The following is a 12,405-nucleotide window of genomic DNA, read 5'->3' as shown; positions in this document are numbered from 1 at the left end:
GCTACACCTGGCAGCAATACAGTGCGCTCACCCCAGCGCTCAAAGGAGCAGAACCATGCATACCTTCGCCAAGATCATCCTCGCCAGCGGCATGCTGGCAGCCAGCCTCGGCGCCCAGGCGGCCAATGTGCTGGTCGTGCTGTCCGATGCCGACCACCTGGATCTCAAGGACGGCAAGGTCTACCCGACCGGCTTCTATCTCAACGAACTGATGCAGCCGACCAAGCTGCTGCTGGACGCCGGCCACAGCCTGACCTTTGCCACCCCCAGCGGCCTGGCGCCGACCATGGATGTGACCTCGGACGCGGCCCAGTACTTCGGCGGCGACGCCGCCAGCCTGGCCGAGCACAAGGCACTGCTGAGCAAGCTGAAGCTCACCGATGCCAATAGCTCGCCGGTGATCAGCCTGGCCCGCGTCGAGCAGATCGGCTACCGGCACTTCGACGCCCTGTACGTGCCCGGCGGCCATGCGCCGATGCAGGACCTGCTGCAGAGCCCGCAACTGGGCAAGCTGCTGCGCGCCTTCCATGCCGAGGGCAAGACCACCGCGCTGGTCTGCCACGGCCCCATCGCGCTGCTCTCCGCCCTGCCCGATGCGCCGCGTTACGTACAGGCTCTGGAGCGCGACAACGCCGTCAAGGCCAGCCAGGACTGGATCTACGCGGGCTACAGGATGACGGTGATCAGCAATCAGGAAGAGGAGCAGGCCAAGCAGGCGCTCAAGGGCGGCGAGATGAAGTTCTATCCGCAGACCGCCCTGCAGCAGGCCGGTGGCAGCTACAACAGCAACAGCTCGCCCTGGGCCGCCAACATGGTGATCGACCGCGAGCTGATCACCGGGCAGAACCCGGCGTCCGCCCTACAGGTCGGTCAGGCGCTGTTGCAGCGCCTGAAATAACAGCCTGCGCGGGGCCGATTGCCGCCCGAGCAAGGGCCGAGCGGCTATCCGCCATAGGGCGGATACTGCTCACCCGGCGCGCGCTTGACCGCTGCGCCGTTGCACTCCGGAATGCGCGCCGGCCATGGCGGGTCGATCTGCGGATCGCCCAGGTCCGGCGAGTCGGGATCGAAGCCCAGCTCGCGCTGCACTTCGCTCTCGCTCAAGCTGCTCTCCCGCCCCGGATAGCCCGGCAGGCCGCGTGCGTCGTTCGGCGAATCACGCCTGCCCCACAGTGTCAGCAATCCCATCTCGCCTCTCCTCTCAATTGCCAATACGACTGAGAGGGGTGCAGGCGGCTATGAGTTCGCTCTATTTCACCGCAGCGGCAGACCGATCGTCAGCCGGCTTCACCTCGGCCGGCCGAGCCGGCTTCAGTCGCGCCACGCCGAACAGCACCAGTGCCAACCCCACCACCTGATACAGCGATACCGACTCGCTCAGCACCAGCCAGGAAGCGAAGATCGTCAGCACCGGCCCCAGGTTGCCGATGGCCGCCGTGTGCGCCGCGCCCATGCGCTGCACGGCCAGCGCCATCCAGTAGATCGGCAAGGCGGTGGACAGCACCGCCATCAGCGCCGCATACAGCCAGATATCCCCAGAAAGGCTCGCCAACTGCGCCGTATCGCCGGTCACCGCATAGTGCTCCAGCACCATCAGTGCCGAGGCGCCGCCGGCCAGCCCGGCCAGGCGCATGGAGCCGAGACGCTGCACCATGACGCCGGTGCCGAAGTAATACAGGGCATAGGTCACGGCACTGGCAAACACCCAGGCCGCGCCGAGCATCACCTGCTCGCCGCCACCCACGGCGCTCACATCGTGGAAGAAGGCCACCGCCAAGCCGCAGTAGCAGATGCCCATGGCCAGCAGCATCTGCCGGCTGGGCCGCTGGCGCGTGGCGGCGGCCTGGAGCAGCAGCACCAGGGTCGGGTAGGAGAACAGGATCAGCCGCTCGAGGCCGGCGCTGATGTATTCAAGCCCATAGAAGTCGAACAGGCTCGACAGGTAGTAGCCGAGCATGCCGAGCAGCAGGATGCGCAGCACGTCCACGCCACCCAACCGGGCGCTCGCCTCGCCGCGGCTCAACCACACCAGCCAGAGAAACAGCGGCAGCGCCAGGCCCATGCGCAGCGTCAGCAGGGTGATGGCGTCCACCGGTCCCGCCGCATAGGCGAGCTTGACGAAGATGGCCTTGAGGCTGAAGCCGGCCGCGGACAGTACCGCGAACAGGCGACCATCGTTCAGGCCGCGCCGATAGAGGGAATACGAGGTGTTCATGGCAATCCAGGCAGCAGGGCGAGGCCTTATTCTGAAGATAACGCCACTTCGCTAGAATCGCTTTTTAACGAACGAAGCCTTCTATAAAGGAGAAATCCTGTGCATTTCGATCTGGCCGATCTGCGCCTGCTGGCGAGCATCGCCGCCACCGGCAGCCTAAGCAAGGCCGCCGCCGCAGTGCCGGTCGCCGTGTCCGCGGCGAGCACCCGCCTGCGCCTGTTCGAGCAACGCTGCGGCCTGACGCTATTCACCCGCAAGGCCGACGGCATGCGCCTCACCCCAGCAGGCCGGCTGATCCTTGAGGGTGCGCGCAGCGTGCTCAGCGAAGCGGAGAAACTCAAGGAAACGCTCAAGGAGCTCTCCGGCGAACGGCGCATCGCCCTGCGCCTGTCGGCCACCACGGTGGCGAACAGTACCTTCCTGCCCGCCACCCTCGGCCCCTTCCTCGCCGACTACCCGGAAGTGGACCTGCAACTGGTGGAGCAGAAGAGCAGCGAGGTACTGCGCGCCGTGCAGTCAGGCGAGAGCGAGATCGGCGTGTACGACGGCAACCTGTCTACCGGCGGGCTGCTCTCCCTGCCCTTCCGTGACGACAAGCTGGTCATGCTGGTGCCCCGCGACCATGCGTTGGCCGACCACCAGGTGACCCAGCTGCGCAATGCGCTCGGCTTCGCCTTCGTCTGCCTGCCCGCCGAGCGAGCCATGCAGCGCTTCATCGAGGAGATGGCGACCAAGTACGCCATGCCGCTGAAAGCGCGGGTTCGCGCCCCGAGCTTCGATGCCATCGCCCAACTGGTGGCCCAGCGCGTCGGCATTGCCCTGCTGCCCGAGGCGGCCGCCGTACGCTTCGTCCAAGAACTGCCAGTGCGTATCGTCGCGCTCGAAGACGCCTGGGCCACGCGGGAGCTGCGCATCTGCATCCGGGACTGGGAGTCGCTGTCATCCCACGCACGGCAACTGGTGACCTTTCTGTCGAGCCGTTGAGGCTGTCACAGCGCGGCGCGGACGATGCCATTCACAGCGAATTCATCTGATCGCAAGTTGCCGAAACAAAAGGGAAATATCGATGGTCTAGCTTTCAGGCTCCTCAGTGAAAGGTGAACCATCTTGTCCCGCACGGCCCGTACCACCCGCAAGACCATCGATGTCATCGCCTCCCACAACGAGGACGCCGCCCTGACCGTGATGCGCGCCGCCGAGCGCATGAGCGACGAACTGCTCAAGCAGCAACTGTTCAAGGTCATCCACCGCCTGAACCAAGACGCCGCCGAACTGCGCATGCTGCGCGAGACTTTGCCGTTTGAAGAACCAAAGCGGGCTTGAAGCAGGCAGCCCGAGTGAGCTAACCATTCCCTGTCTGCTAGCCAGGCTCTGAAAACCCACAACCCGAAAAGCAAAAAAGCCCCGAGAACTTTCGCTCTCGGGGCTCTTCAGGGTCTGGCGGTGAAGGTGGGATTCGAACCCACGATACGGTTTCCCGTATACACACTTTCCAGGCGTGCTCCTTCAACCGCTCGGACACTTCACCGGATCTCGGCGAACCAGTCTGGTCCGTCGAGGCGCGCTAATGTAGCCGAACGTCCTTTCGAATGCAAAATTTTTTTCAGGCGATTCATGTGCTTATGCAGAGCTGCCGGTTTCCCCGTCGCCGCCGAAGCGCCGGCCTCCGCATAGAAGGAAGCCGAGGGATATGAACAGGCTGAACAGGAACAGCTGCAGCACGCCGGCCGGGCTGTGGCTGGCGGGGCTGGTGGCGAACAGGGTCAGGCCTATCAACAGCAACAGCGGGCCGAGACGCAGGACGATGTGGGGCAGACGCATGAAGGGCACTCCTCAGGTTCGCGGCTAACCTAAGTCACTGCTCGGTATAGCAGCCAATTGAGCCTGCCGATGGCGACGATAGACCGGCAGCGACGGGCGGATGACCCTCCGGTCAGCCAAAGCGCTTTACCCATGGCCTCGCGCTGGGTAACGTCAGCGCCACTTTCCGCAACCCTGGACTAGGACTTCCGCCATGAGCGACCTGATCAGCTACCAACTCGACGACGGCATCGCCACCCTGACCCTCAACAACGGCAAGGTGAACGCCATCTCCCCGGACGTGATCGCCGCCTTCAATGCCGCTCTGGACCAGGCCGTGCAGGATCGCGCCGTGGTGATCATCACCGGCCAGCCTGGCATCCTCTCCGGCGGTTACGACCTCAAGGTGATGACTTCCGGCCCGCAGAACGCCGTGGCCCTGGTCACCGCCGGCTCGACCCTGGCCCGTCGCATGCTCAGCCACCCCTACCCGATCATCGTCGCCTGCCCGGGCCACGCCATCGCCAAGGGTGCCTTCATCCTGCTGTCGGCCGACTACCGCATCGGCGTGGAAGGCCCGTTCAACATCGGTCTGAACGAAGTACAGATCGGCATGACCATGCACCACGCCGGCATCGAACTGGCCCGTGACCGTCTGCGCAAATCCGCCTTCCACCGTTCGGTGATCAATGGCGAGATCTTCGATCCGGCGGGCGCCGTGGATGCTGGCTTCCTAGACAAGGTGGTGCCGACCGAGCAGCTGCAGGCTGCCGCCCTGGCCGCCGCCCAGCAGCTGAAGAAGATCAACATGACCGCGCACAAGAACACCAAGCTGAAAGTGCGCAAGGCCCTGCTGGAGACCCTGAACAAGGCCATCGAGCTGGACCAGCAGCACCTGGGTTGATCACCCGCGCCGCCCCGAGAAGCCCGGCCCAGTGCCGGGCTTCTGCTTTTAAGGGAAAAGTCGTCAACGCCGTGGAAATGCCCGGTAATAACCTCTGATCGGCGTCAATTGCCGAAAGAAGTGCACACCCGTACACTGCGCGCCTTTTTGTCTGCCTGAAGGCTCACCGATGCTTTTCCTCGCGCGCATGTTGTTGATGGGGTTGCACTTCATCATTGCCGGAACCCTTGGACTGATCCTTGGCCTGTGTCGCCCGTTCAACCCGGACAACAGCCGCCTGTGCGCGCGCCTGTATTCCCTGCCGGCCCTGTGCATGCTGCGCCTGCGGGTGAAGACCGAGGTCAGCAGCCTGTTCGGCCACGACCGGCCCTGCGTGATCGTCGCCAACCACCAGTCCAACTACGACCTCTACGTGCTCGGCCGCGTGGTGCCGCCGCGCACCGTGAGCATCGGCAAGAAGAGCCTGAAGTGGGTGCCGTTCTTCGGCCAGCTGTACTGGCTGGCCGGCAACGTGCTGATCGACCGCGGCAATGGCCGCAAGGCCAAGCAGGCCATGCTGCAGACCACCGAGACCCTGCAGAACCGCGACACCTCCATCTGGGTGTTCCCGGAAGGCACGCGCAACCTGGGCAAGGGTCTGCTGCCGTTCAAGAAGGGCGCGTTCCAGATGGCCATCGCCGCCGGCGTGCCGATCATCCCCGTGTGCGTCAGCAGCTATGCCGGGCGTCTCAAGCTGAACAGCTGGAGCAGCGGCAAGGTGCTGATCAATTCGCTGCCGGCCATTCCCACCCTGGGCCTGACCCTGGACGACCTGCCACAACTGATGGAACGCTGCCAGCAGCTGATGCGCGAGTGCATCGAGCAGCTCGACCAGCAACTGGCCAAGGCCTGACCGCCCACCGCCTATGGGTTAAGCTGCGGCATCGCCACGCAGAGGACAGCCCATGGGTCAGGTCGTTGCCGCCGTCGCTTACCACAAAGGCAGGAAAGTCGCCGATATCGCCCTGAACGAGGGCTGCCAGTGGGCTACCAAGCCCGACCATTTCGTGTGGATCGGCCTGCGCGACCCCGACAGCGAGCTGCACACCCTGCAGCAGCAGTTCAACCTGCACGAGCTGGCGATGGAAGACGCCATCGCCCAGCACACCCGCCCCAAGCTGGAAACCTTCGGCGACGCCCTGTTCATGGTGCTCTACTCGCCGATCCGCCAGGGCGAGCGCCTGGAGTTCGTCGAGACCCAGATCTTTGCCGGTAACGGCTACGTGATCAGCGCCCGCTATGGCGACTCCGCGCCCTACTCCACCGTGCGCCAGCGCTGCGAGGCGCGGCCGTTGCTGCTGGAGCACGGCGAAGACTTCGTGCTGTATGCCCTGCTCAGCTTCGTGATCGAGAACTACCGGCCGCTGCTGGACTGCGTCCACACCGAACTGGAAGACATCGAGCAGACGGTGCTGGACCGCCCGCTGACCCAGGGCGACGTGGAGCGCATCCATGGCCTGCGCCGCGATCTGCTGCGCCTGCGCCGCCAGGTGGCGCCGCTTTCGGAGATCTGCCAGGAGCTGCAGCAGCTTGACTTCCCCTTCATCGACAAGCACATGCGCCCGTACTTCCGCGACATCACGATCCACGTCAATCGCCTGCTGGAAGACCTCACCGGGCTGCGCGAGATGGCCGACCATGCCATCGAGATCGGCCTGCTGCTGGAGTCCTCGCGGCAGAGCCTGACCCAGCGCAAGTTCGCCGCCTGGGCGGCGATCCTGGCCTTCCCCACGGCGGTGGCCGGCATCTACGGGATGAACTTCCAGAACATGCCGGAGCTGACCTGGCACTACGGCTACTTCGGCGTGCTCGGCGTCATCGGCCTGGGCTGCGTGGCGCTGTTCGCCAATTTCAAGCGGATGGGCTGGCTTTAACGGTCGGCGCGGCCGGCGCGACGCCTCCGCTTATCCTCGTACATGCGCTCGTCGGCCAGGGCCAGCAGGCTGTCCAGCGAGGCCTCGGCGCACTCCTCCAGCTCGGCGCAACCGAGGCTGGCGGACAGGGCGAAGGGCTGCGCGGCGCTGCCGTTGAAGGCGCCGATGGCCTGCTGCAGACGCTGCTGCAGGGATTTGCCGGCATTCCCCAGCGCCACCACGCAGAACTCGTCGCCGCCCATGCGCGCCGCCACATCGGCCTCGCGCAGGGTGCGGCGGAGAGTCTCGGCGGCCTGGCGGATCATCGCGTCGCCGGCCTCGTGGCCGAGGCGGTCGTTGATCTGCTTGAGCCCGTCCAGGTCCATGAACATCACCGTGCAGCCACCGCCGTAGCGGGCCGCGTGCAGCAGGGTCTGCTCGGCCAGCAGGTAGAAGCCGCGGCGGTTGGACAGGCCGGTGAGCTCGTCGGTCATCGACAGGCTGTGGATGCGGTCGTAGGCCTCCTGCAGCTCGCGGGTACGCTCCTCGACGCGCTGTTCGAGGCTGCGGTAGAGCTGCACGTTCTCGATGGCGATCGAGGTGGAGTCGGCCAGGGCCTGCAGCAGCTGCACCTCCTCGGCACAGGGATGGTGGTGCTCGGCCCAATAGTTGCCGATGGCGCCGATCGGCTCGCGGGTGCGGATCGGCACCATCACCAGACTCTTCACGAAGGTCGGCCGGTAGGCGTCGTGGGGGATGCGCGGATCGACGTAGATATCCGGAATCACCGCCTGCTGGCGGTTAAGCATGGCCCAGCCGCTGATGCAGGTCTCCAGGGGAAAGCGCTTGCCCTTCCACAGCGGGCCGACCGCGTCTTCGTCGGCGTAGTGGCAGAACGGGCCGTCACGCAGCACGAAGGTCGCCCCGTCGCAGCCAGTAAGCCGGCGCGCGGCGTGGCGGACGATCTCCTGCACGGTGGCCAGATCACGCGCCAGCGACAGTTCCTGGACCACATGCAGCAGGTGCTGCATGCCCTGCTGGTAACGCTCGCTGCTCCACGGCCGCGCCGTGACGTGCAGCACCGGGGGCTCGCTGCTGATCTCGCTGTACATGGTCCTGTCCGCCGTGGCATGTCCGCCGCACGATGAAGAACGCGGCCGCACGCGGCAATCGGTAAAGTCGGGTAGTTGGATGGCTGAATGGCGCGACCGGGCGATGCCGGTGCGCGCCATCAGGATGCTCAGGCGCCCTTGCCCTGGGCGACGAAGCGCATCATCCACTCGGCCACGGTGGCGCCCTGGTGGTCATGCACCAGGCTCTCCACGGCCTTGCTGTAGACCGGCTCGCCGATGCACTTCTGGCGGATGTCGAGCAGCGTGCGCGAGTAGTCGTGGATGAATTCCGGGTGGCCCTGGAAGCACAGCACCTGGTCCTCGATGCAGTACGCGGCCACCGGGCAGAACTCGCTGGAAGCCAGCAGCGTGGCCTTCTCCGGCAGCGCGGTGACCTGGTCCTGGTGGCTGATGAGCAGGGTGAACTGCTCCAGCGCCGGGCTCATCCACTGGGGCTGCTGCTTGATCTCGTAGTGATGGATGCCCACGCCCCAGCCCTGGGTCGCTCGCTCGGCACGCCCGCCCAGCAGCAGCGCCAGCAACTGGTGGCCGAAGCAGATGCCGAGCAGCTTGTCGCCGGCCTCGTAGCGCTTGAGCAGGTAGGTCTTGAGCGTCTGGATCCACGGATCGCTGCCGAAGGAGTCCGCCTTGCTGCCGGTCACCAGGTAGGCGTCGTAGCGCTCCGTGTCGGCCGGGTAGTCGCCCTGCACCACATTGAACACCTCGAAGCTGGCCGCCAGCGGCTGCTGGGCGAACAGGCGCTCGAACATGCGGCCGTAGCCCTGGTATTGGTCGATCAGTTCGGGGCGGAGTACATCGGTTTCCAGAATGCAGATACGCAATGACATGGAGCGGATTACCTGAGACAGCAAGGGTTGCAGGAGAGGTCGTTAGCGTGCCTCGAAGCGGCACCGGACGCAACAGCGGCGCGGCCCGCAGAGCCATTCAGGCGATATCCGGCAACCATCAGCGACATCGATACCTACCATGCTCAGCCTTCACTTCTGTCGATGGAGCGGCTCGGCAACTATGCAGCCACCGGGTTCACACCCATCCCAGCCAGAGGAGCAACACCATGAGCAGCTTCGCCGCCATCGCCAGCCTGATCGCCGCCTCCGCCTTCCACAGCGTGCCGGCCACTCCCCAACAACCGCAACAGGCCCGTCCCCGCCAGTAAGCCACTGGCGGCAACCACTCTCGGAGGATCAGCCATGTCCATCACCGAAGCCTTCGGCAACACCGCCACCTACGGCGTCACCTACGTCAGCCTGAGCGACTCCGGCCTGCACTTCGAGTCCGAAGCCGCCGTGCACATGGAAGACGGCAGCCTGCTGACCCTGCGCATGCCGACCCGGCAGAGCGAGAAGATGGCGATCCACAGCGTGGTGTGCATGCAGAACGGCTGGTGCCTGGTCGCCTGAAAGCCCGTCCGCGGGATGATGAACGCCCGCCACCGATCAGGGCGCGCTCAGGCGCACGGCCAGGTCGTCGCCCAGGTGCCGGGCGAGGATGCGTCGCCAGCTGTCGTCGGCGTGCATGGCCACGAAGGCCTGCTGCATCTGCGCGCCCAGCTCCGCGGCATCTTCCAGCACCGGACTGCCGGCAATGAAACTGTGCGCCGAGCCCACCGAGCGACCGGCCTGTAGCTGGTCCGGCGCGTAGCCCAGGCGCCGCCATAGATAGTGCACGCGCAGGTCGATCTCGTACCAGGCCAGCACCCGGCCGCCCTGCAGCATGCGCGCCGCCTGCTCCGGGTCCGTCACTTCCACCACCTTCTGCCCTTCGCGCTTCAGCGCCAGCGCTTCCAGCGCCCGTGGCGTACCGCCCATCACCACCACCGGACCGGCGGCCAGGGCATCGCCCAGGCTGTCGAAACGCTGCTTCGGACTGGCCAGCACATAGGACGTGGAGACCACGTCGAGCAGCCAGACGAAGCCCTTCTCGCGCTCGGCCGTGCGCCCCAGGTTGAGCACAATGCCGTGCGGGTCGCCGGCCACCGCCAGCTGCACGCGCTTCCATGGCACGCTGTGGTAGCGGCACTCGCGCTGCAGGCGCTTGCACAGCTCGTCCATCAGGTCGCCGAACAGGCCACGGTTATCCGCTTTGTCATCGGCGAAGGGCATCTGGCCCTGGCCGATATAGATATTGAGGGGTTCGGCCGCGCTGGCAGGCCCCAAGGCCAGCAGCAGAGTCGCCGCCAGCAGCATCGATACGATTGTTGGATTGGTCGTCACGCGCCTCTGCACTCCCCGATAGCGCTGGGGGAAGAGACTGCCAGAAAGGCTCTGGAAAGCAAAACCGGCCACGAGGGCCGGTTCTGTTTGTAGCGAGGCGCGATCAGAAGCCCTCGCCCTTGGCCGCCTTTTCCAGCAGCAGGGCCGGCGGCAGGAAGCGCTCGCCGTACTGCTCGGCCAGGTACTGGGCGCGGGCGATGAAATCCTTCACCCCGTACTGGTTGATGAACTGCAGCGCACCGCCGGTCCAGGCGGCGAAACCGATGCCGAAGATCGAACCGATGTTGGCGTCCGCCACCGACTTCAATACGCCCTCTTCTACGCAACGCACGGTCTCGATGGCCTGGATGAACAGGATGCGATCACGCACGTCCTCCTGGGAGATCTGCGCATCGGCCTTCTCGAAGCGTGCCTTGAGCTCCGGCCACAGATGCTTCTTGCCGCCCTCGGGGTACTCGTAGAAGCCGCCACCGGCAGCCTTGCCCGGACGCTTGTACTCCTTGAGCATCAGCTCGATGACATTGAACGCCGGGTGCTGCGGGATCTGCTTGCCCTCGGCGGCCAGGTCGGCGACGGTCTGCTGGCGAATGTGCTCCATCAGGCTCATCGACACTTCGTCGCTGATCGCCAGCGGGCCCACCGGCATGCCGGCCTTGCGCGCCTCATTCTCGATCATCGCCGCGCTCACGCCCTCGCCGAGCATGGCGATGCCTTCATTGGTGAAGGTGCCGAATACCCGCGAGGTGAAGAAACCGCGGCTGTCCTCAACCACAATCGGGGTCTTCTTGATCTGCAGCACGTAGTCGAAGCCACGTGCCAGGGTCTCGTCGCTGGTCTTCTCGCCGCGGATGATCTCCACCAGCGGCATCTTGTCGACCGGGCTGAAGAAGTGCAGGCCGATGAACTTGTCCTGCTTCTGCACCGCGGTGGCCAGGCCGGTGATCGGCAGGGTCGAGGTGTTGGAGGCGATTACGGCATCCGGCAGCGCGGCGGCCTCGGCGGCGGCATTGACCTTGGCCTTGAGGGCGCGGTCCTCGAACACCGCCTCGATGATCAGGTCGCAGCCTTCGAGGTCGGCGTCGCTGGCGGTCGGCTTGATGCGGGCGAGGAAGGCGTCGCGCTTCTCAGCCGTCATGTGGCCGCGGCTGACCTTCTTGTCGAGCAGCTTGGCCGAGTAGGCCTTGCCCTTCTCCGCCGCTTCGATGGACACGTCCTTGAGCACCACCTCGATGCCGGCGGCTGCCGACACATAGGCGATGCCGGCGCCCATCATGCCGGCGCCGAGCACTCCGACCTTCTTCGTTACGTACTGCGGGATGCCCTGCGGACGCGAGCTGCCGGCGTTGATCTCGTTGAGCTGGAACCAGAAGGTGCCGATCATGTTCTTCGCCACCTGGCCGGTGGTCAGCTCGGTGAAGTAGCGCGCCTCGATGATCTGCGCGGTGTCGAAGTCGACCTGGGCGCCCTCGACGGCGGCGCACATGATCTTCTCCGGCGCCGGGAAGCAGCCCTTGGTCTTGTCACGCAGCACGCTCGGCGCGATGGCCAGCATCTGCGCCACGGCCGGGCTGCTCGGCGTACCGCCGGGGATCTTGTAGCCCTTCACGTCCCACGGCTGCGCAGCGCTCGGGTTGGCGGCGATCCAGGCGCGGGCCTTGCTCAGCATCTCCTCCGGGGTGGCGGCGAGATCGTGGATCAGGCCAGCCTTGAGCGCGGCGTCCGGGCGCACCTTCTTGCCTTCGGCTAGGTACGGCAGGGCCTTTTCCAGGCCGAGGATGCGCACCATGCGCACCACGCCGCCACCGCCCGGCAGCAGGCCGAGGGTCACTTCCGGCAGGCCCAGCTGCACGCTCGAATTGTCCAGGGCGATGCGATGGTGGCAGGCCAGGCAGATTTCCCAGCCGCCGCCCAGCGCGGCGCCGTTGATCGCGGCCACCACCGGCTTACCCAGGGTCTCCAGGCGGCGCAGTTGGCCCTTGATGCCCAGGACCATGTCGTAGAACGGCTTGGCGTCGGCCTTGGTGACCTTGATCAGTTCGTTGAGGTCGCCGCCGGCGAAGAAGGTCTTCTTCGCCGAGGTGACGATCACGCCGGCGATGGAATCCTTCTCGGCCTCCAGGCGCGCGACGGTGGCGCCCATGGCTTCGCGGTATACCGCGTTCATGGTGTTGGCGCTCTGGCCGGGCATGTCGATGGTCAGGACGACGATATTGTCCTGGCCCTTTTCGTAACGGATGGCGTCAGTCAT

At 65.6% G+C, this 12,405-nt stretch carries 15 protein-coding genes and 1 tRNA gene; 8 read left to right on the top strand and 8 right to left on the bottom strand.

Annotation, left to right across the window (positions count from 1 at the left end):
- Nucleotides 1–55: 55 nt before the first annotated feature.
- Nucleotides 56–898, top strand: a complete 843-nt coding sequence (locus tag FFS62_RS06230; RefSeq protein ID WP_137971915.1) for a type 1 glutamine amidotransferase domain-containing protein — start codon at nt 56–58, stop codon at nt 896–898.
- 44 nt (nt 899–942) lie between these two features.
- Here the strand turns inward: FFS62_RS06230 and FFS62_RS06225 are convergent, their stop codons facing one another.
- Together FFS62_RS06225 and FFS62_RS06220 are read right to left on the bottom strand one after the other, a co-directional pair.
- Nucleotides 943–1,188 carry a DUF6021 family protein gene (locus tag FFS62_RS06225; RefSeq protein WP_256662119.1) on the bottom strand — a complete coding sequence of 82 codons (246 nt, stop codon included), beginning with the start codon at nt 1,186–1,188 and terminating at the stop codon, nt 943–945.
- 61 nt (nt 1,189–1,249) lie between these two features.
- Nucleotides 1,250–2,215 (bottom strand): DMT family transporter, encoded by a 966-nt coding sequence (locus FFS62_RS06220; protein ID WP_137971914.1) that lies wholly within the window; start codon nt 2,213–2,215, stop codon nt 1,250–1,252.
- Between the two features lie 99 nt (nt 2,216–2,314).
- Here FFS62_RS06220 and FFS62_RS06215 point away from each other — a divergent pair, with 99 nt between their 5' ends.
- Together FFS62_RS06215 and FFS62_RS06210 are read left to right on the top strand one after the other, a co-directional pair.
- Complete coding sequence (locus FFS62_RS06215) at nt 2,315–3,199, top strand: LysR substrate-binding domain-containing protein (protein WP_137971913.1); 885 nt, start codon at nt 2,315–2,317, stop codon at nt 3,197–3,199.
- A 123-nt stretch (nt 3,200–3,322) separates the two neighbouring features.
- A complete protein-coding gene (locus FFS62_RS06210; RefSeq protein ID WP_137971912.1) occupies nt 3,323–3,538 on the top strand; it encodes a hypothetical protein in 216 nt (71 codons plus the stop codon).
- A 115-nt stretch (nt 3,539–3,653) separates the two neighbouring features.
- Here the strand turns inward: FFS62_RS06210 and FFS62_RS06205 are convergent.
- Together FFS62_RS06205 and FFS62_RS06200 are read right to left on the bottom strand one after the other, a co-directional pair.
- Nucleotides 3,654–3,743, bottom strand: a tRNA-Ser gene (locus FFS62_RS06205).
- Between the two features lie 92 nt (nt 3,744–3,835).
- Entirely contained in the window at nt 3,836–4,036 is a 201-nt protein-coding gene (locus FFS62_RS06200; RefSeq protein WP_137971911.1) for a hypothetical protein, read from the bottom strand.
- A gap of 193 nt (nt 4,037–4,229) precedes the next feature.
- Between FFS62_RS06200 and FFS62_RS06195 the strand changes: the two genes are divergently transcribed.
- The 3 genes from FFS62_RS06195 (at nt 4,230) to FFS62_RS06185 (ending at nt 6,832) form a co-directional block, all read left to right on the top strand.
- A complete protein-coding gene (locus FFS62_RS06195; RefSeq protein ID WP_137971910.1) occupies nt 4,230–4,919 on the top strand; it encodes a crotonase/enoyl-CoA hydratase family protein in 690 nt (229 codons plus the stop codon).
- A 169-nt stretch (nt 4,920–5,088) separates the two neighbouring features.
- Entirely contained in the window at nt 5,089–5,811 is a 723-nt protein-coding gene (locus FFS62_RS06190) for a 1-acylglycerol-3-phosphate O-acyltransferase (RefSeq protein ID WP_137971909.1), read from the top strand.
- Nucleotides 5,812–5,863: 52 nt separating this feature from the next.
- Nucleotides 5,864–6,832, top strand: coding sequence for a magnesium and cobalt transport protein CorA (locus FFS62_RS06185; RefSeq protein ID WP_137971908.1), 969 nt, complete (start codon nt 5,864–5,866; stop codon nt 6,830–6,832).
- Here FFS62_RS06185 and FFS62_RS06180 read toward each other — a convergent pair.
- Nucleotides 6,829–7,923, bottom strand: a complete 1,095-nt coding sequence (locus FFS62_RS06180) for a sensor domain-containing diguanylate cyclase (RefSeq protein ID WP_137971907.1) — start codon at nt 7,921–7,923, stop codon at nt 6,829–6,831. The genes FFS62_RS06185 and FFS62_RS06180 overlap by 4 nt on opposite strands.
- Before the next feature lie 128 nt (nt 7,924–8,051).
- Nucleotides 8,052–8,771 carry an amidotransferase gene (locus tag FFS62_RS06175; RefSeq protein ID WP_137971906.1) on the bottom strand — a complete coding sequence of 240 codons (720 nt, stop codon included), beginning with the start codon at nt 8,769–8,771 and terminating at the stop codon, nt 8,052–8,054.
- A 227-nt stretch (nt 8,772–8,998) separates the two neighbouring features.
- Between FFS62_RS06175 and FFS62_RS23535 the strand changes: the two genes are divergently transcribed.
- Together FFS62_RS23535 and ptrC are read left to right on the top strand one after the other, a co-directional pair.
- A complete protein-coding gene (locus tag FFS62_RS23535; RefSeq protein WP_289535175.1) occupies nt 8,999–9,100 on the top strand; it encodes a PA2485 family small membrane protein in 102 nt (33 codons plus the stop codon).
- Nucleotides 9,101–9,134: 34 nt separating this feature from the next.
- Nucleotides 9,135–9,344, top strand: coding sequence for a type III secretion system co-regulatory protein PtrC (gene ptrC / locus FFS62_RS06165; protein ID WP_137971905.1), 210 nt, complete (start codon nt 9,135–9,137; stop codon nt 9,342–9,344).
- A 36-nt stretch (nt 9,345–9,380) separates the two neighbouring features.
- Here ptrC and FFS62_RS06160 read toward each other — a convergent pair whose 3' ends face one another.
- Nucleotides 9,381–10,157, bottom strand: coding sequence for an ABC transporter substrate-binding protein (locus tag FFS62_RS06160; protein ID WP_137971904.1), 777 nt, complete (start codon nt 10,155–10,157; stop codon nt 9,381–9,383).
- A 103-nt stretch (nt 10,158–10,260) separates the two neighbouring features.
- Complete coding sequence (locus tag FFS62_RS06155) at nt 10,261–12,405, bottom strand: 3-hydroxyacyl-CoA dehydrogenase NAD-binding domain-containing protein (protein ID WP_137971903.1); 2,145 nt, start codon at nt 12,403–12,405, stop codon at nt 10,261–10,263.

Source organism: Pseudomonas sp. F(2018), assembly GCF_005508865.1.
In the GTDB taxonomy this organism is placed as follows: domain Bacteria; phylum Pseudomonadota; class Gammaproteobacteria; order Pseudomonadales; family Pseudomonadaceae; genus Aquipseudomonas.
The sequence above is the reverse complement of the archived record's forward strand: the minus strand, read 5'-3'. Positions and strand labels throughout refer to the sequence as shown.